The organism is Latilactobacillus fragifolii, from assembly GCF_905332535.1.
GTDB lineage: Bacteria > Bacillota > Bacilli > Lactobacillales > Lactobacillaceae > Latilactobacillus > Latilactobacillus fragifolii.
This window is the reverse complement of the sequence record NZ_CAJOCF010000001.1, coordinates 247319-267707: the sequence shown is the minus strand read 5'-3', so window position 1 is coordinate 267707 and position 20389 is coordinate 247319. Positions and strand designations below refer to the sequence as shown.

The window sequence follows — 20389 nt, the reverse complement described above, 5'->3', positions numbered from 1 at the left end:
CCATTTGGACTTGGTCTATGATTCTTTAGATAAAACGTTCTGCGTACTTACGGAACCACTTTGGTACTTTAACGCTCAAGTAAACGGTTCCTATAACCACTATTAGCGCTACTGATAATTCTACTGGATGAAATTCAAATTCCTTCGTTGCTGGTTTTGTTGGTAATGTTACCATGAACATAAAAGCCCCTGCCATACATATTACAAAACCAGTTATGCCACCATTCCATGTCCGATTATCATCTAAGTAAAAACGGATCTTTTCTTCTGGTGTTTTATCGCTTTTCTTAATATTTATTAATAATATATACCAGGCACTAACCATCCAGATAAATCCAAAAATTGTCAAGGATCCCGTTATACACATTCCCATTATGTTTGAATCAACACTTGGATTGATTAATGTATCTAAATTATTACCAAAACCAAACATCGAAATATACCAAATTACTACTGTTCCTACTAGACTTATGGGCTTTAGATCACTGATTGTTTGTTGTTGCCCTTTCTTTCCATTAATTGTCTCATCATTAACATTCTTTAATGACGACCAAATGGCGACACCAATGTTAAGAATTATATAAATAACCATCTTACTAATCAAAAATTCTTTTGATTGGTGTTGACGACCAAATAAAAAATAATAAATTACGATACTGCCCATATTAATAACCACCCTTATACTTTCCAAATTCACGTTGTCCATTTTGTTGCCCCAACGTCTTGATAATTGATTGAGCTTGATTTAATTTCGCATTTTCAACTGTGTTTTCAAGTGAATGTTTTACATACTCATTTGATGAATTAATTACTTTATCGCTAGCTTTTCCTGTCCCTTTTTTCATGCCGTTTTCAACAGTTTTTCCGATTGATTCAGAGATAAACTTATTTCCCGTTGTTTCGTAAACCCCATCTTCTACGAACTTCTCGGCCACTTCAGAAGCTGGATCTGTCACCTCTTTCTCTACTACTTTCTCAGTACCTTGTACGATGACTTCTTTGCCATAGGTCTTTACGACTTCTTTCCCAACTGTTGACATTGTTACGTTTTCACTAAGCTTCGGTAAGACTGATCTGCTAGTGTTTCCAATTCCGGCAATAATCTTCTGACCGATGCCCGTATCCATTCCTGACAAAATTGATTCACTTCCTTTAGAAATACCGACAACGATGCCTTTTTCAGCGAGCTCCTTATAGGCCCCACCACTACCAACAATGCCTGAAGCAAAATTTGCACTCTCATAAACAACATCACCTACATTTCTCCCGAATAGTCTTTGTGATTTATCTTTTAGAAAGTTGTTTCCTTCATCATTACCAGTACTTATTTTATTAGCATCGGTTAATAATGTATTGGCCCCAAACATTATATTCCCAATCAATAAAATTAACGGCATCGCCGCACCACCAGAGGCAACAGCTAAGATAGCCCCACCAAAGATAAAAACACCATCAATCATTAAGTCTGCCCAGCCAGCTTGGCGATTTTCTGCTTTGCGTTTTTTCTCTTCAATCCGCTTTTGTCTTTTAACCTCGTTCGCGTATTGTTTTTGTGCCTTACGAATTTGACCGATACTTTGACGGGCTTGTTTGTCAGCGGCTGATCGTGCTTGATTCATATTCGTAACGCCGGCCACTGCCGCCGCATAGCCTTCGCCGGCCACTGCATTAAACCCACCACTTTGATAGCCGGCCATTGTCGGCACACTTCCACCAGCATATTGATTCACTAACCCCTTTAACTGACCAATTAAGGAATCAAATGCTGCGAAATCTTTAGCGTGATCAACTTCAAAACGATGCCGAGCAGTCTATTGATCGTGGGCGATTTTTTTCATCACCTTCATTTACTACTATTGATTCAAATAACGGACCACATAGTTTCTGTAGCTCGGTTTTTTTGTCTTATTCATTGCAAAAATCATTTTTCCCTTTAAATAGTTATCAGTCGAATCAACCTGCATAAATATTGCCTTGTTCTTATTTTTTTCAGGAAAAATAATTGAAAACGATTGATGATCGAGTGTTATTCCATAATAAGTTACCCCATTCTTAATCCCAACAGCATTTTGTTTAAATGCGTAACTTTTATCAATGTTATCAACGTTAATTGTTAACTTATTTTTTGATAGCTTTAATTGACCGGTCTTATTATTTATATCTTGTATCCACCAAGTCCCTTGAATTTTTTTTGATCCTGCGCAACCAACTAGCACTGCAAGTAATAAACAGATACTCAGGATTATCTTAATTTTTTTTCCCATTATGCTGCTCCTTAAATCTCGGATTATATTTATTTCTGAGCCCTTTATGGATTGTAAATTCGTATGTTACTTCTTTGGTGTTTAACAGTACTTCATCTTGTACATTATATGAAGCATCGTAATATACAAGAAAAAGAAAACTTACGGCCTCGGATTTTCTATCCATCATAAAAAATTCATACTCAGACCTTCCATCTTTTTCAACTAATTTCTTTTCCATTAACCCCACTTGCTTATCATCTATATAAACAACAAATTTTAATCCCTGTTTACCCATTCCAACTTTGTATATAGTATATAATGTATCTGAAAATACGAATTCATAATACATATACCCGAATATCGGAAAGGACATTCGGGAACTCAGTGTACCAACTAATTCCCCTGATTTATCTAAAATATTGAAGTTTTCTGATTTAGAATTACGAGCCTTATCTCTATCAATTAATGAATTCGTATTCATCCGCGTAGAAGCGATTCTGTAAGAGCCCCCACGGATTAAAGCAGATGATTCGCTCCCATTGAGTATATTTAATTTACACTGTGCTGAAACACCTTTATTGTTAAAAAGTACGTACTTTTTATGAATATCCGCAGGGACTCGCTTAAACGTATTATTGATTAACATCATTGATTACCCTCTGTTCTATCTAAATATTTTCTGAATCTAAATTCTTCAACTTAAATGTAAATTCCCTGAGGCTTCAGCATGACCGATGGTTTCTGATCCTGTGAGATTTATATTATTTCTATAGTCTCCAAACATAGAAGTTACGTTACCGGAAATTCCAGTAACATATACTTCACCATTTATTGATTGTTCAGGAGAAAACGCTCCGTTTTTTAAGAGCTGTGGACTTTACCCCAGAAACACTCCCAATTCTCCAACATAATTTGAACCGATCTTTTTTGATAGTCAAATAAATAACTAAACCTCGCCGATTAATAATCCTAAAGTACCTTCACCAATATATACTATATCAAATATTCATTGTGCAATATATACTCTGATACAAACTGTCATTATTATGTACTAAACGTTATATTAGCCTCATAAAAACGATAATTTTGTGCTATAAACGTCACCATATAACAAGCCCAGACTGGTTAAATCTCTCGAGTGTGCCTGATATTACTAATAACCCACAAAAAAAGCATCAGTGATTATTCTTTCACTAATACCAATTTAATAACTTTATAACCGTTGAAATTCTATATTTTTTAGTCCAATAAACACAACTAACTTCTATTAGTTACCAGCAACTTAATTTGTACGTTTTAAAATTTGATTTTTAATATTATGAATCCAATTTTAAAAGTTCTCAACTTTTTATGCTTTGGCAAGTTGCCATTATCGGGAAAGAAAACGATAGCGTTAAATCGTTTTCTTTTAGAGATAGAAGTTTTGTGCGTACAATAAATTCAGCTAAATTTTGTTGGCTATTGGCAACTCGAGCGGACTTATTAAATACAGCCAAATCTTTTTCAAACTTTTTTTACTTCACCCTCAGAATCTAGCAAAATATTTTCATTTTCCAAATTCAGTAATAATATTTAAATTATCCATCAATTTATGCCTAATTATTGATCAACTAAACCAAAACAATATTGACCCTTCTTAAAATTTCCGTCCTAATTTTTGAAAATAACTAAATTTTTTCATTCCAAATTGGTGATTGATATTCAGGTAATTCATTATTCTCAACTCTTAAACTATTATATTTTACTGTTAAATCTAATTTTTTAAAAAAAGCATCTTTAGCACTGTTAAAATCTTCAAATTCACTAACTTTCCCCATTAAACTAGCTCTATCTGCTAATGAATAAACTACATATCGTTTCTTTTCCAGACAATACTCTATTCTTGTTTGCCATTCTTGCCTATTTATATCTTTGTTATTAAACACAGAAGTTCCAAACTGTATTTGGGTTCCACCACCTGCACCAAAAACTTCAGATATATTTCCTAATTTAGGCTTGCTATGTCTTCCAAAGTGAATTCATAACGAGCCATTAGAGTATCTAACATTTTTTTATCTAAATCACTCAATTTGTTATATCCTTGTTGTACATTCTTTATATTGACATCTTTTACCACTTCATATTGATGGTAATCCATTACACTTTCTGGATAAGGTAGTCCCCTTGTATCATAATTTGGTATTTTCCCATTTTCTACTGGACTAGTAAATGTGCCGTCAGATTCCCCATATCTATCAAGAATTTGTCCTTTATTTATATCTGCATTTTTCATGATTGGCTTTCCAACTTCATCTACTAGTTTTCATCAATTATATTATTATCAATCTCTTCTAGATATCTTTCTGTGTCATAGTGTGATTCTATAAGATTATCTAAAAACTCTTTACTAACTTGCCTATCATCCTCATAGAAATCCACTTTAGCCCCTACATTTAATAATATCTCAATATTTTTTTTCAGTTCCACTAATTCATCTACATCCAGTAAATCACAAGATAAAATATATTCGTTATTATTTAATTTGTTTTTTATATCTATCATACTCATATTAGTATTTTTTCTAAGTGCAGCAATATATTTGATTTCATTGTTATCTTTCTGTACTTTTACATTTAACTTAGGCATTTTACTCTCCTTTCATATCTAAAAATCATCAAATGGATTAATTGGTCTACCTGGAAGGCTATCTTTCCAATTTCCACCATGCCAACCATAAAAATGTTCGTCAAAAGTTGCTGGGTAGATTACTTCTCCTTTATTTGCTAAATGCGGATATTGTGAAGCACTATAAGAATGATGCCCTTGAACAGTTTTTCCATCAACTTTAGGTTTTTTACCATTCAGAATATCATTAATTTGTTCTTGATTCCAATTTCTAGTTGGAGTTTCAATATTTAAAATTCGTTGACGCTCTTGATACCAAAAATCATCAACCCCAGACGCTCTATGCTTAGCAAATTTTTTATTCCATATATACTGGTCATATTCAACTTTTTTTATAGTTCGATTATCTATTTTGCTTTTAAGTTCTTTCATCTTTTTAGCGCTTAATTGTTTTTGTTGAGTAGAATGAGGATTTAAATCTAATCCTTTAGTTCTGTCAGCAATAAGCTTCTCAGTCCCACTGGCTTTCTCACCTTCAGCTACCATCCGCTCGTTCTTCAGTTCAACATCTGTTTCGGCCTTGAGAGTTCCTTCTGCGACAATTCTTTCGCCACCTTTAAAAACTTCTTTCGTCGCCATCTTAGCGCCAAATTCTTCCGTAAATGCTGCTAGACCAGCCGCGAACTGACCGCCTTCAACAGCAAAAAGTGGCGTATCTGCCCCGAAAGTGAATGGTTCAGCGACTGCAGTTGCGACCATTTCAATTACTGCCGAACCCATGACGGCTAAATCTGCTATCAACATGCCATCAGTCAACAATTCAACAGAGTTCTCGACTACTGCAGCTACTTTCTCCAGATCAATTTTATCATACTGATCATGAATCATGGTGATAATCGGGTGTTCATGACGATATTCAATCTTTTCAGCTTTAAGGACTGCCGTGTGTTCTTTCTTGATGGCCTTTTTAAAGGTATCATCTTGGTAAAAAGCCATTGATTTAGCGGACGTATAACCGCCACCGGCGGCTTTGCCCATTTGGTTGAGTTGACGACGTTGGTTACTGATGATGGCTTCAACCTTGGCACCACTTTTTCTACCATTATACCGGTCTAGCCAATCTTTTGTATGGGTTAAGACCAGCTTGCTTGCAGCCATCTCATTGACAAAACCCGTTGACGAAGTGTGTTCAAAACTCACCAGGTCATCCACTGATGAATACACATTTTCGGCCGTTTTTTCCAAATGATGAAATTCGGTTAACGCTTTAGAAAACTGGCCTTCTGCTTGAATCAAAAGATTTCGATCAATGACGGCCGCATGATTGCGTTCTTCCACCGTTGATTGAAACTCTGCCAACTCTTTCTGGTAATCCGCTTTCAATTCATGCAGCATATCATGATAACTATCAAGTAACGGGAGGTAATGATTGCCTAAATTACCATTAATTGCTTCTTTAACTTTTCCTTTTAAGTGGTCTGCTTTTTGAACATCCTTAACACTTTTTTTAGCGTTATCCAGTTCATTTTGAATCGTCTGAATCATATTTTGTAAATCACGTTGCGCGTCATATAATTCTGCAACACTAGCTTTCACCGGTCACTACCTCCTGTCCATTCGGAATGGAAGTTTGCGCAGAATAGCTCGTTGGAATTCGCTTTTGCGTCAAGAATTCTTGGCGGAGTTTTAAGACGTATTGTTCATCTAAATCATTCGTAAAGCCCATATGAACCACCCGCTTCACCTGATAATTATTCAAGGTAATCGGATGCACATCAGGTGAGATCCCCATTGGCCACATTGTTGCCAAATAATTCAGATAGTAATCAGTTTGCTTAGTTGGTAATAATCGCGATTGAATCACTAGGAATAATCCTAAATTAGCATCTTCAAAACTCGCCCGTAGTTCTGGTTGGACGTAATCTAGATCCAGTTCAACTAGCGTTCCGATTGGATAAATCGTATTACAAGCCGTATCAATTGTAGCTAACCACAAGCGACATTGAGCAATCGTGAGTTGAATAACATTCTTTAAATAGTCAATCTGCACACGCTGTCCTTGCCAGTCGAATTGCATTGTTAACTTAGCTCCTAATGGCGGTTCATATTAGGTAAGCCTGAAAGTGAGCTCAACTGAGCACAAAATTTTTGATAAAAAAGGTACTTGCCATTGCAAATACCTCCACCTTAAATTAAAACTTATTGGACAGATCCTTTTCTTATATTCTTGTTTTCTCTCAAATATTCTGAATATAATTCATCAAATCTTTCTTCGTCCTCATCAGAAAATCCTTCAAATAGTATCTTATCAACGTTTTCTTCATTAAAATAAAATATTTCATCAATATTTAATCCCAAAGGATACGAGCAACCAGAATAGTCAAAGAAAATATTTTCGTTATTTTCTTCAATAACCGGGCCTCTATTTAAAATCATAATCTTTCGTGAGCCTTCCTTTAAATAAATAATTGATCCAATTGGTAACATAATTTTAATTACTCCTTATATCATCAGTTATTTTTACTACATATTTTGCATCTTTAATCGTCAGCATATTTAAATACGTATACATTATTAAGAATAATAGTCCAACTATAAATAGAACTAAATTAGCCTCTAAAAAAATAGCAATCCATAAACCACCAATCATCAAAGTAATATATACAATAAAGCCTGCAAATAACAACAGCTTTGCTTTGACCCCTACTGGAAATAAAAATACTTTGAATAGTACCTTCTGATTACTCACTTGATTATGCTTATAACGCCACCCATATCTAACAATTAATAGCAAGCTACAAAAAACAAATGTAATTAATATCCGCGTATTAATCGAAATATCAACTATTTCCTTACTATAATTAATTCTTACAAAAGTCGAAATAATCGTTGAGCAGCCAATTAAGAGTGTCATATTAACAATTCTATATATTTTTTTCTGCACAGTTTCCGGATTAATCTGATAAACCTTAATCGGTAATATATAGACTAAAAACGGTAATATAGCAAAGATTGGATTACTATCCAGGTCAAGGCAGAAAACTTCACTATCATAATTTAATAACTTGTATCGACTTGTGCCCTTAATATGCTCTACACGTGCAAAAGACATCTTCATCCCTCACTCATTTTTTACGCCATGATAATTAGATTTTTTGAACTACCATCAATAGCTTGACCTAGGTCATTGATTTTATCTTTTATTCCACCAACATTATTATTGTATAGATATTCATAACCTGTATTTATCAATAACCCCGCACCCACAGTAACAACCAAAAGTGCTAACGGAGCAGAAACAAAAGTACCAGCTAAAGCTGCAACACCGATACCAAGAACTGTTGCAACACCACTATGTGCTATTGCTTGTCCCAACGTTTTTCCTTTATTAAACATGTCATCTAAAACCCCAATACCAAATCCAACGCCAGTAAGTGTTCTACCAACCGCTTTACCATCATTTATAATTTGTCTCCCAGATTTTAAAACTGCTTGTCCAACGCTAGATTTACTTGTCATTGTAAAAGCATTCTTACCTTCACTTGCAAGGCCTGCCATCCTTGCCTCAGCTACGGATATCATGCCACCAAATTTGCTAACTGAATTGCCTAACAGTGTCAATACATCACCAGTATTTTGAATTTTATTATTGATACCTGAAGCTTTATTAACCGCTTTACCGATCTGATCAACATTTTCTTTTCCTAACACGCCTTCAATCGCTAACATAACAGGGTGTTGTTTAGCATATCTCTTTTTATAAGCTTCTAATGCCACCTTTTCCGCTTTTTTTACCGCGAGATGTTGCTTATTAACCGCCTTTTCGAATGATTGGTCTCCCAGTATTTTTAAGGCTGCCTGTGACGTGTAGCTAGTACTTGTAATTGAGTTGAGCCTATTTATTTCTGCCTTCTGTAGATCCAATAGTTCTTTAACCTTATTATTCGTTAAATCAATTCGATTAAACGCTGCTAATTTTTGATTTGTTTTTGTTAAAACTTTTTTAGCCTCGTTTAATTTTTCAACAACCGATTTACCTGACACGCCACTAATAGTTACAATGCCATTAATACTACTGTAAACATGGTTTATTTGCTTTTCAAAATCTACAAATCGCGTTTCGCAACTACTAAATTTTCTCTCATAACTTTCTAAAATCTCACTTTGAATAACTGCAGAACTACTATTTTCGGAAGTCGTTTCTTTAAAGGCTTTTAACTGATCTTTTAGAAACGCCGTTAATTCAAACAAAATATCATAATAATTTGTTAATAATGGGATTTGGTGGTTCGTAATATCAATATTGACGGCTTGTTTAACTTTACCAGATAAAGCATCTTCTTTTTCTACTACCTGAAGGCTATGTTTAGCGTTATTAATCTGGTCTTGAATCGATACTTGTTGTCGCTCTAACTTCGATTTCAATTCTCGAATCTCAGCAATATCTACTTTCATGATTTCACCTGCCTATTAAAATTTTGCACATATTCATCAAAAAAAGCGTATGAATACTTCTGATCAATTAATTGCTGTTTCTGTAAGATTTCTGAATACCGTTTTTCATAATCATTTGTTAATCCACTCATAACTACTTTTTCAATCATTAAATTATTCAGAAATAATGGTTCAACATCAACCATCATTCCAAATGGCCAAATTGTGCCAACATAATCAATCAATGAGGATTCACTTAGTGTAACTTTACGCGCATGGATCGAAACTAATAATCCTAAATCACCTTCTGAAAACATCATCCGTATTTCTTCAGGTAAAAATTTTTCATCCAATACTACCACAGTTCCAATTGGTAGTATTGGACTATAGAGTGCATCAATCAAACGCATATACTGTTGAAATATCTCAAATGTGAATACTAATTGTTTTTCTAGTCGCATAATTTGAACCGATCTTTTTTGATAGTCAAATAAACAACTAAACTTCGCTCCAATGGTTGGTTTAAACTCGAAGCTGATTTCTTGTCTTAAATAAGCAAGATATAGTTGTTTAAACACTGATTTCTGGCTACCTAACATTTTCCCAACTGAAATGTATTCCTCAGTTAAATTGCTATTTACTAGTGAGTTGGGTAAATATTTTTTCCATAAATCATCCACATTAATTCACTCATTTCTTTTTTACTTTTTAAATCCCAATGCACCTTTATGGTCATCTTCTTTTTTATTTTCACCCACTGCAATCATTTTTTGTCCATCATGATTTAGCTGTATTTTATAAGTTGATATCGATTGATTGATATCTGTAGCCAAAGTGTGAATTAATTCGAACGGTGCCAGAGATGTCTTGTTTAACGTGTCTAACTTCAACTTTTTTATTGCTTTGGCATCCGAAGTAGCCTTATTAACAGCCATTTTCCACTCTGATAATTTAACTCCTGTTTTAATTGCCATTTAATCTTCCTCCTTCTTAAGTCATTAATTGAGTAATGAACTAACTTCCGACATAAGACTATTTATTGTGGCACTAATCGCTGCCATCGTCTTGCCAAGGCTTGCTGATTCATGTCTTAATTCATTAATTTTTCTAGCGATTTGATACTTATTCTGTTCATGTTTACCTTCAATCTTGGAAATTGCTCTAACTGAATCCTGTATTAACTGGTCATAGTTATCTGCCTGGTTCCCCTTAAAATCACTCGCATTAATATGCAATTGATGCTGTAGATTAGTTCGGAATGCACTCAACTCACCAAGTAATACTTCTAATTTACGATGCGCACCTTCCAATGTTTCAATTTTCTCATCAATACTTTTCTTTTTATTTTTAGCCGCGATAAGCTTTGCTTTCTGAGCTGCACTTTGTTTTTGCTTTTGTGCCGCTTTGGCATGGTTCTTTGCTTTGTCATCACTCATAGTTCCACCTACTCGTTTATTAATTTAACGCGACCTGTCGATCGACCTTCAAAATAGTAACTTTCATCAATTGCCATTGCGGGTTCTCCGTAACCTACTTTGGCATTCACTAAACCTTGATCCGCCAATCTAGTGCCGAACATTCCTGCAGGAATATTATTTCTCAATTGTTTAGTAAAATCATCAAATCCATTTTCAATCTGTTTTTGACTTCCTTGGAATATAAAGTGCACTTTAACTGCAGGTCCCTTTTTCAATAATTTTCGGAGATTATCAGTTGAAAGCATAGCTTTATTTCCAAACTCTTTAATATCTGGTACAAATACATAAATTGGTTCTCGATTTTCATTATTCTCTCGCTCATCAATTTCACTTAAAATATCCGTTAACGTACTTTCAATGGCTTCATTTGAGATAATCATATCGAAACTATTCGTTGCACTCCCGAATCGATCAGTACTATCAAATACAACTCGTTGTACTTTACCGTTTAGTAGTGACAGATTTTCAAGTAATACGCGCTCAAACGATTCTGCTTGTTCCGGCGTATCATCAGCTATTACAAAATAGCCATGATTATCAGGAATGAATCCAAGTGGTACCGTTGTTTCTTTATCCAAAGCAAGTGGTAATTCAAGATTTGATAACATTTCTTGAACATTAACAGACTCATAAAAATCGGACATTGTGATTTCTTTAGGTAACATCGGAATTGGTGCTGGTAATGGTCCTTGCCAATCAGTTGCTAAGGTCTTAATTTCTTGTTCTAAGTTATTTAAGCGTTCAATATCATTTTCACCATCTACGGGTAAGTAAATTTGTAACACTTGTGGTTGTTCCAATTTAATCTGAGCACGGCCCATAATTTCTTGTGGAATTAAGGCATCGCGCCCGACAATATCTTTAATCGCACCATCTTCAACAAGGTACAACCCGATATGTGTCGGAATATTGCTAGCAATGCTCATCTTGAAGCTACTCGTTCGTAAAACCGTCATGACGATGTATAAACCGAGACTAGCCCCTTCACGCAATAGTTGACCGACAACTGACTCAATTGGGTCAACATATTCACTTTCTTTAACTGCGTCGAAACCGTCCGCAATCGTTATGATAATTGGGAGTTTAGTCCCTGATTTTTGTTCATATTGTGAAAGGCTCGCAACACCGTATTCGGCGAATGCATCTTTACGCGTTTGCATTTCTTCGCGAATCCGTTTCAAGAACTTAATTAATTTTTCACCTTCGTCTAAGCGTACGATATCGGCAACATGTGGCAAGGACTTAAGTGGTAACAAACCATTGGTTCCGAAATCAAAAAGATTAAATTGGACCTGTTCTGGCGTATTCTCCCGCGCTAAATTCATCACTAAGGTTTGCACAGCAGTTGATTTCCCAAAACCGGCAGAACCGTAAATTGCGGTATGGCTTAATTCTTCTAAGTCTAATTTAAAATCAATTTGAGTCTGTTTAGCTGGAATATCCATCTTACCGAACGGCACAGCCAAATTACGTTCTGCTGGCCATTGTCTTAAATGGTCAATCGTAGGTGTCACAATCACTTTATCCAACGGTGGCATCCATGGTTTATCGGGCAACACTGCTTGTGTGTGTTTGGCGATGGCTGCAATGTAGTCAACCAACGCTTCTAGTTGAGTTTGCTCTTCTTCATTAGAAGTGGTGCTAACTTCATCTTCATCTGAAAGATCGGTCGTCAAAAGATCGGATTGACCGTAGTCATTAATGACCCAGATCCGTTCATCAATTTTCTCTTCATTAGTTTGGTTGGGATCATATTTAGCACCACTCCAAGCACTTTGGAAAAGTTCGTAGATTTCATTATTTCCGACTTGCAAGTAAGCACGCCCTGGTTCAACGATGCTAGCTGCATCCGGTGTTTTCAGAATTTCATTAGAATCAGCAACATCTTGCACCTTCAAGGCTAATTTGAAGCGTGAGTTTGACCAGATTTGATCATCGACAACCCCGCTTGGTTTTTGGGTTGCCAAAATCAGATGCACTCCTAAGGAACGCCCGATTCGGGCAGTTGAAACTAATTCAGCCATAAATTCGGGTTCGTTGGCCTTCAATTCAGCAAATTCATCAGAGACTAAGAATAAATGAGGTAATGGTTTAGCCGGATACTTGGCTTTTTCAGTTGGATCGGTCACCGTTTTACCTGCTTTATACAATTTGGTGTAGCCATTGATGTGGTTCACACCAAACTGGCCAAATAAGCGTTGTCGTTTTTGTAATTCAGCCCGAATACTTGCCAGCGCACGAGCAGAACCGGCCCCATCCAAGTTCGTAATTGAGCCCAATAGGTGTGGCAATTTGGCAAAGAGATTAGCCATCCCACCTCCTTTAAAATCAATCGGTAAGAAGCCAACATCTTCAGGCGCAAAATTAACGGCTAGACTTAAGAGATAACTCTGAACGGTTTCCGATTTACCTGACCCAGTTGTCCCAGCCACTAAACCATGCGGGCCATGTGCTCGTTCATGTAGGTTTAAATAGACTAAATCATCCTTCCCACGTAAGCCTAATGGTACTGCCAGTGACTTAGAAGTATTCGCAACTTGCCAACGTTGTTGAATATTCAACTCATCAATCTTGCTAACGTTGTACATGCCTAAGAATGTAACTGCAGACGGAATCGCATTTTTTTCAACTTCTAAATGATTTAAATTAGTTAATCGACTAATTAAACGTGACACTGGGTAGTTGGTTGGTAACTTATACGGTCTGAATTCTTTGGCAACATACACATTGTTTTCATTCACTAATTCAGCTGCTTCTTCACTATCGTAAGCAATCATGGTAGTAACTGTTTCTGGCAACATCGCTGCATCTTCTTTCCCCCAGATAACAGTGACGCCATATTGACTCATATCTTCGGCTAAGAATTCATTCAGTCCATGCCCTGCTAACCAACTATCGTCAAGAACCGTCAAGACATAGTGTGGACTAAATTCAATCTTTTCTTTGCCATTTTCACGAACCATTTGCCGGCGCTTATTTAAGAGCTGATAAAAACTGTTCAGGACCATATCACGGGTTTGAGCATTATGCACAATCCCACGGAGGTTTAATTCTTTCATCTTGAAATGCGGTAGCCAGCGCCATTGACGCCAATCTTGTTCATAGTTCTGTTCTGGCACTAGGATTAGCAGCTCAACATCGTGATAAGAATGGAAGGTCGCCACTTGCAGGAGTAAGGTTTGCACGGCTGTTTTTAGACTGCCATAGATCCCAATTAACCCGATTGTTTGGCCGGCTAACGAAGTAGTGATTTGTGCATCTGCCAGCATCTGGTACGGTTCGACAATATTTTGTTGCACCGCTGTGACCAAAGGCTCATTTTTTTGTTGCTCATCATAGTCAAAATCAAGGCTGAAACTCGTTTCAACGCGCCCAGTTCCAAGCGAAATCTTAAGATAATCTGCATTGTTACTGGTTTTTTCATAGATCCGTGGACTGTATGTTGTCACCAATTTGGCGAGCGTTTCCATGTCGGGATAGTGATAGTCGAGTGCTTGGCGCTGTGCATCTGCTAAACGTTTCACCTCAGCTGCTTTTTCAATCATGTATTCCTGATATTGAGCATCGCGATTAGCGACTTTATTGCTGCCTTCATTCTTATTCGTGAAGTATGACGATAGTGAAATACCCATCGTGATTAAACTAGCACTCCCCATTCCTAACATCATCATTGGATTACGGCCACTTAAAATCGCCGTTGCAAAACTAGCTGTTAACATCCCTAATGGTGGCAAGATAGTTTTAAACAAATCATTTTTTTCATTATCTGAAATGTTTTCAGGCTTGTTAATAACCACCTTATCTTTTGGTTCTTGGCGCATAATCCGCGGGCTCCGTCTAAAGTCAGGAAAATCGAGCGGATATTCTGGCGCAAATTCTTCAGCCAATAACGTTTTTTGATCCAATGTATAACTACCTGTGATAGCCGTGATTTTAAACTGCGTTGGGCGGCGTTCAATTGAAATGCCGGCGGTTATCAGACGATCACCAATATTAAACCGCGTGTGTAAACTGGTCATTGGCTGCCCGTTAAAGTACACTGTCTCAATACCTTCAGCAAGTTCAAGCCGATAAATCAGTCCTTCTGTGATATTTAATTCGGGGGTTAACACAATTAAGGTTGGTTGTGACACTTTCAAATTAGCTTTCTCATTGTCTGAAATTGTCATTGGCTGTTGAGGGAGGTTGGTCGTCACAACAGTTAGTGCATCGTGTTTAATAATTGCTAAAGTTTCAAAACGGGTTAACGCCCTGTCGGTGGCAATCATCTGATCATTAATCACAACAGCTCCTTGACTGCAGTGTATTTCATACTGACCAATTTGAGCTAATTTAGTGTGATTTGTTAATGTGATATGTTCAAACTGATTACCTAAATTAAAAACATCATACTGAACTTGATTCAATGGTAATATTTGGTCATCATAATTAGCAACTTGCGGGTAGACCAGCTTATTTTTCGATCCCATCAGCTTTCCCCCCTAACTTCTTGACGTATTGATTAATGCTTTTTTGATAACGACTTAATAGTTCTTGTTTCTTACTTCCAGCCATCTTATTATCAGCCTTTGTCACATCATATAGTTTCGTATAAGCATAGAGGGTGAGCTGATTATCCCCCAAGTTTTTCGCTAAGCTAAGTGCTTCTTTAAAATTCCCTTTGCCTGAATAAATCCAATAAAGCAATGTATTGGTATCACTTTGTGGGGAAATATTATTTAGTAATGTCGTTTTTTGCTTATTCGTCAAGTTATCAAGATTAATATAACTGTTGGCAAGGACGTATTGTGCCGATTTCGAAAGTTTCTTCGGATTGTCATCTTTTAATATATCAGTCGTTTTATTGTAGTCCTTTGTCATAAAGGCAGCTTGGCTATTAATGATTCGTTCTTGCTCAGGTTCTTTAATCCCGGAGAGGTAAAACAGGCCACTCCCTAATCCAATCGTCGCAATTGCTAGAATGCTAGCGCTCCATTTTAAAGCGATATACCGCTTCTTTTTGACCGATGTTAAATCCATCGTCAACCGCTGATGCCGGTCTTGAATTATTTCAGTAACCGCGTTAATATCGGTTGCTTCCATAATACTTTTTTCGAATTGATCATTAATGGCCCGCGAACCATCAATCAAGGCAGCATATTTGTATTTGGGGTTAATCGTTGTTACAACCAATGCTTTATAGCGCAGTAGAAATTCGTCCGCATTCATATCAGCCGGTGCTAATAGTTTTTCAAATCCACGATAAGCTAGTTTAATCTGACCATCTATTACAACTATATTCTCAGGTGCCATAAATAAGTTAATATTGTTATTTTGCCAAGGGGCCAAACTACTTAACATGATTGCTAACCGTAGCCGATCAGTATATGCAGCATTTTTGCTAGCTTGTAATAATGGCTGTGCAAACTTAGGTAGTGTGTAACTCAAGATAAGATTGCTGCTGTCATTTTGGACAATTTGGCCTGGTAACAAAAGATTATCTGGCTGTAAAAGCGTCTGAATAAAAGCATTGTCCATCTGTTTATATTGATTGGGCTTTAAGGTCACTTTCATTTGTTGATCATTAACTGTTATTTCTAGCGTATTTTTACCATCTGTCATTTGAATCATATTAATCCCCTACCACTTTTTCTTGAACTTTAAACTGATCACCATCACTAATTGGATAGCTTGCAAGAAGTTCATCCTTAGCTATCGTCACTTTTTTACCTTGTAAAACCAATTCCCAAGATGGGGGGAACGTTACTTGCAACTCTTTGGCATTCATCATTATTAACGTTTCTAAACGCTCTTTAGTCACAAATCTTGGTACTTGTAAATCCAATCGCAAATCACCGAATTGAATTTCAATACTGATTGTTGTTTTTTTAGCCATTATTCCGCCCTCGTTTAAATATTTTGGCATAGCGCTTACCGAGATAAACGCCGCTTAAGCTTGCTAAGATGAGCACTACCCCGATTAGACTATATTTAATCCAACCTGGTACACCTTCTTGATTCTTTGTTCCACTGCCGGATTGTGTGCTTGTACGCGATTTGTTGAAAGAAATTTTTTGCCCAACACTTTTTTGTAGCGAATGGTCTTTGGTTGTCCTTGTTTGCGAAAAAACCTGATGTTGTGCATTTTGAATAATCCGTTGTTTATCGGTTTGTTGCTGTTTAACAGTTCGATTGCGATCATTTAAAAACATATCCGGCATTGTTCGATATGCTGTATTAGCTTGTTGCTGATTACCAACGTCATTTCGTTCAATCACTTGATTATTTACGTTTAATTCCCCTGGTGCAGCTTGTACAGTACCAGTCGATGTCACGCCGATGATTAAAAAAAACAGCAGCCAATTAATCCGACACATGTTGCACCTCTTTTCGTTCACCTAAAATAATTAAGATATTAATGATAAGTGATCCTATAAATAGGACGCTAAGAACTAGCATGGCAACCTGACTTAGATTACCTGTCAGTAACGCACCAAAACTATTTTCAATGTTTTGAAGTGGCGAGACGCGATATATAAAAGCTAACGGTGTGCCCGCTTGAATACTAAATCCTAGAATTGGCGTTAACATTAAGTAAATGCCCACAATAAAGCCAAAGAGATAGGGCGCAATTTTAGGAAACTGCCGACTAACCCAATAAATATTCATCGCGATGATTAAACTAATTATAATTGTGTAACCTGACCAGCTCACGGCTGATCGTGATCCGCTGTGTGCAAAGGTCAATTTAGCAATCGTTGTCGCCCCAATTAAAACGGTTAATAAAAGATAGCTAAACAATGCACTGCTATTATTAGCAGTCGTTTTGCGCGCATAACCAAACGCAATAATCGATGCCATCAAGGCTGTCAAAACTGTCATCAAATACGGAATGGACGATGTTGTCTGGCTAACATCCTTATATTCCCCTTTTTTCGTTAAGGGGTTAGCTAAGAAATTGAAGACATTTTGATTGTCCGCCCCGCCGGTATGCGTATTTTGTAATACATTCTTAAAATTATTCGCATAGGACTGGTTATTACTTGTTTTTTTAGTTACGGTGCCAACTAAACTATTGGTTTCTTTGAGCACCTTGCTTGCCGTTTCATTCGTTGTTTTCGTTGTCTTGGTTAGTGTTTGAAACTCGTCTGATAAGCTTTCGACTTTAGCAGCACCTTCGGCCGTCTTTTTAGCTTGTTCCTGAGAACTGGTATTGAGTGTTTCAAAACTTTTTAAAATATCATCGCCAGCGGTTTGATCGTAATAAATATTATTAATCTCATCACTTTCATTACCTTCATATTGCTTATAATTAACAGCAATTTTAGGATTATCCTGCCATTTTTTATAGGTTTCGTCTAAAGTGCGACTAGCATGTTGATACCATGCCATTATCTTATCTTTTTGATCTAATAAGATGGATGGCGTCCCCAACAGGGTGTTTAAAGTAGCGTTTAACGAGGCCCCGTCATCACTATTCAAAGTAGCCTCTAACTTATTGATTTGATTATTTGTTGCCTGCCATACTTGTGTTCCTTGTTCGCGGTACGCATCGACCATGTACCCGGCAATTGTATCTTGACTGATATACCCATATTGGTTATAAACCGAGTCATCTGCAGCAATATCCGCTAACTTATTACTACTCGATTGACCCGCCAACCAAGCAGCAAACTTACTTGTTGTTAAGGTGGCATTATTAGGGGCATCGATACTTGGTGAACCGAACACTGCTACCAACTGTTGACTTAGCTTACCTAACGTGTCGAAAGTTCCGATAATCTGCGTTATATCATTCTTCAACGCAGTTCCTGTTTGGTACGTATTAACAAAACAACTTAACTCACCTGTACTTTGAACTTCAGCTGATTGATTTTTTTCTTGATATTGCCATTTGTAATCCAATGTTCGGTAAGCATTTTGCTTATCTTTTTCATTAAATTGCCATTGAAGGGCAACATCGCAACTAATTTTGAGCTGCTCTGGAATCATTACCGTTTCTTTATCATCCTTACGCGGTGTTTTAAAAGCAATGCTAATACTGCCATCTGGTTGAGCAGTTGCCATCCCGCGGTACTTTTTGATTTGCTGATTAATCCGCTGTACCACATTTTCAATATTTATTATTTTCAATTTTTGATTTGGGTTGTTCGGACGATTAGCTATTAACGACAGCCGGCCCTCGTTATTTGTTGGAATAACCATTGTATTTTTTAAGTGGGCCTGATAACTACCTGGCTCTGAATCATCTTTAGCGTTAATTAATGTAAATTGACCATTTGGCAACGCCTTTTTCAGATCATTATTGACATATTGATTAACAATTCGATATTGTGCCATTAATTCCTGGGCTTGTGACGCATCAATTAAATTCTTATTCATCAATGTCGTGACTAATTCTGGGGTCGCAGTTGTAATTCGATCTTTGTCATCTTCAATATTTTCCAGATATTCTGCTGGTAAGATACTTGGTGTCACAGTATGACGCAGCATCTTTTTTATTGATATTTTAATATCATCCGGTTGCGCTTCTTCAGGCGTCTTACCATTAAAATATTGTTCCTGAGTCTGATTCAATTGCCCTTGTAAATCACTCTTTTGCTGATTCAACGATGCAATCTGCGTTGTTAAATCAGTTATTCTCTTTTGCTGCGCTTCTGAAAATGACGTACCAATTATTTCCATATCAGGGATTAATCCAGTGGCTGGTTGTTCATCATCTTGTTTAGTTTCTAATAAACCAAAATTTTGCTGACGCGTCTTTTCATACGTGTCATAAAAGTCACGATAGACCTTAGTATCGGTTTCTGATTGTTTAGTCATTACTGCATCAGCATTTTTGACATTTAACGTACTAATTTGTTTCAACAACGCAATATATTTCGTTAGTGCTTGTGCATTATCGTTAACATCCTTGCCGGTATCCACCAACATCGCTTGCGTACTCTTGCTGAATTCATTTTGTTGATCTTGCCAAGATTGGTTTTGACCTTTTAAACTATCCGCCGTACTAATAACTTCAGTAAAACTCTCTGGTAATGATTTGAATGGGGTTTGAACGTTTGTGGAAAGCGTGGCTTGGGTTTCTTGTTCCCCAGTCACAATCCCAGTCACATTTCGTTGTGCCTCAGAAAGATTAGCCAAGACGCTTGAAAAATACATCTTAATCACTTTTTGATTGAACGAATTTAAAATGGTACCCACTTTTTCTTGGACAATTTTGTTCGTCCGTTCATTCGACCCCTTCCGTACTTTGTATGTAATCTGGGCTTTTTGCGGATTCATACTTTGCAAGTTAAGTAATTTTTGCGAAAAGTTTTGCGGAAGAATAATTTCAACATCATACGATCCATTGTTAAACCCAGCTTCAGCCACATTCAATGGTGCAACTTGCCATGAATGTGCAGTATCTTGATTAATTAAATTAACAAAGTTTCTACCTAACTGGATACTTTTTCCATTAAACTTAGCCCCGAGATCTTCATTAACCAATACATACCGAATTGTATTTTTTTGTTTGCCATCCAATTGATGAATGTGCTGATTATTGACCCCTAAACGAATCAATGCACAAGCTAACACAATGACCCCAATCAGTATTGGCAGCATTATCTTGGCATAACTTAACTTTTTCATTTTCTTTCCTCC

At 36.6% G+C, this 20389-nt stretch carries 20 protein-coding genes; all 20 read right to left on the bottom strand.

What is annotated here, in order from left to right:
• Positions 1–25: 25 nt before the first annotated feature.
• The gene (locus tag J7Q78_RS01275) at positions 26–664 is read right to left on the bottom strand and encodes a hypothetical protein (RefSeq protein ID WP_154241891.1); all 639 of its coding nucleotides are present in this window, start codon (positions 662–664) and stop codon (positions 26–28) included.
• A 1-nt stretch (position 665) separates the two neighbouring features.
• Positions 666–1730 (bottom strand): hypothetical protein, encoded by a 1065-nt coding sequence (locus J7Q78_RS01270; protein WP_208423188.1) that lies wholly within the window; start codon positions 1728–1730, stop codon positions 666–668.
• Positions 1731–1853: 123 nt separating this feature from the next.
• Positions 1854–2264: a hypothetical protein gene (locus J7Q78_RS01265; protein ID WP_208423189.1), complete on the bottom strand. Its 411-nt coding sequence runs from the start codon at positions 2262–2264 to the stop codon at positions 1854–1856.
• Positions 2248–2895, bottom strand: coding sequence for a hypothetical protein (locus tag J7Q78_RS01260; RefSeq protein WP_208423190.1), 648 nt, complete (start codon positions 2893–2895; stop codon positions 2248–2250). Before J7Q78_RS01260 ends, J7Q78_RS01265 begins: the two co-directional genes overlap by 17 nt.
• 1018 nt (positions 2896–3913) lie before the next feature.
• Positions 3914–4171, bottom strand: coding sequence for an Imm59 family immunity protein (locus J7Q78_RS01255; RefSeq protein ID WP_208423191.1), 258 nt, complete (start codon positions 4169–4171; stop codon positions 3914–3916).
• Positions 4172–4230: 59 nt separating this feature from the next.
• Complete coding sequence (locus tag J7Q78_RS01250; protein ID WP_208423192.1) at positions 4231–4518, bottom strand: glycohydrolase toxin TNT-related protein; 288 nt, start codon at positions 4516–4518, stop codon at positions 4231–4233.
• A 23-nt stretch (positions 4519–4541) separates the two neighbouring features.
• The gene (locus J7Q78_RS01245; protein ID WP_208423193.1) at positions 4542–4871 is read right to left on the bottom strand and encodes a hypothetical protein; all 330 of its coding nucleotides are present in this window, start codon (positions 4869–4871) and stop codon (positions 4542–4544) included.
• Between the two features lie 18 nt (positions 4872–4889).
• Positions 4890–6446, bottom strand: coding sequence for a T7SS effector LXG polymorphic toxin (locus J7Q78_RS01240; RefSeq protein WP_235688026.1), 1557 nt, complete (start codon positions 6444–6446; stop codon positions 4890–4892).
• Positions 6436–6927 (bottom strand): DUF4176 domain-containing protein, encoded by a 492-nt coding sequence (locus tag J7Q78_RS01235; RefSeq protein WP_208423194.1) that lies wholly within the window; start codon positions 6925–6927, stop codon positions 6436–6438. Before J7Q78_RS01235 ends, J7Q78_RS01240 begins: the two co-directional genes overlap by 11 nt.
• Before the next feature lie 122 nt (positions 6928–7049).
• Positions 7050–7337, bottom strand: a complete 288-nt coding sequence (locus J7Q78_RS01230; protein WP_208423195.1) for a DUF4176 domain-containing protein — start codon at positions 7335–7337, stop codon at positions 7050–7052.
• A gap of 4 nt (positions 7338–7341) precedes the next feature.
• Positions 7342–7962, bottom strand: a complete 621-nt coding sequence (locus tag J7Q78_RS01225; protein ID WP_208423179.1) for a DUF443 family protein — start codon at positions 7960–7962, stop codon at positions 7342–7344.
• Positions 7963–7982: 20 nt separating this feature from the next.
• Complete coding sequence (locus J7Q78_RS01220; RefSeq protein WP_208423180.1) at positions 7983–9305, bottom strand: T7SS effector LXG polymorphic toxin; 1323 nt, start codon at positions 9303–9305, stop codon at positions 7983–7985.
• Positions 9302–9964, bottom strand: a complete 663-nt coding sequence (locus tag J7Q78_RS01215) for a DUF4176 domain-containing protein (RefSeq protein WP_208423181.1) — start codon at positions 9962–9964, stop codon at positions 9302–9304. Before J7Q78_RS01215 ends, J7Q78_RS01220 begins: the two co-directional genes overlap by 4 nt.
• A gap of 21 nt (positions 9965–9985) precedes the next feature.
• Positions 9986–10258, bottom strand: coding sequence for a hypothetical protein (locus J7Q78_RS01210; protein ID WP_208423182.1), 273 nt, complete (start codon positions 10256–10258; stop codon positions 9986–9988).
• A 24-nt stretch (positions 10259–10282) separates the two neighbouring features.
• A complete protein-coding gene (locus tag J7Q78_RS01205; RefSeq protein WP_208423183.1) occupies positions 10283–10720 on the bottom strand; it encodes a hypothetical protein in 438 nt (145 codons plus the stop codon).
• 8 nt (positions 10721–10728) lie between these two features.
• On the bottom strand, positions 10729–15231 hold the full coding sequence (gene essC, locus J7Q78_RS01200; RefSeq protein ID WP_208423184.1) for a type VII secretion protein EssC: 4503 nt from the start codon (positions 15229–15231) through the stop codon (positions 10729–10731).
• The gene (gene essB / locus J7Q78_RS01195) at positions 15215–16372 is read right to left on the bottom strand and encodes a type VII secretion protein EssB (protein WP_154241885.1); all 1158 of its coding nucleotides are present in this window, start codon (positions 16370–16372) and stop codon (positions 15215–15217) included. Before essB ends, essC begins: the two co-directional genes overlap by 17 nt.
• A 1-nt stretch (position 16373) precedes the next feature.
• A complete protein-coding gene (locus J7Q78_RS01190; RefSeq protein WP_154241884.1) occupies positions 16374–16637 on the bottom strand; it encodes a hypothetical protein in 264 nt (87 codons plus the stop codon).
• Entirely contained in the window at positions 16630–17118 is a 489-nt protein-coding gene (locus J7Q78_RS01185; protein ID WP_208423185.1) for a hypothetical protein, read from the bottom strand. The genes J7Q78_RS01190 and J7Q78_RS01185 overlap by 8 nt, the downstream gene beginning before the upstream one ends.
• Positions 17105–20377: a type VII secretion protein EsaA gene (gene esaA, locus J7Q78_RS01180; protein WP_208423186.1), complete on the bottom strand. Its 3273-nt coding sequence runs from the start codon at positions 20375–20377 to the stop codon at positions 17105–17107. The genes J7Q78_RS01185 and esaA overlap by 14 nt, the downstream gene beginning before the upstream one ends.
• Positions 20378–20389 lie beyond the last annotated feature (12 nt).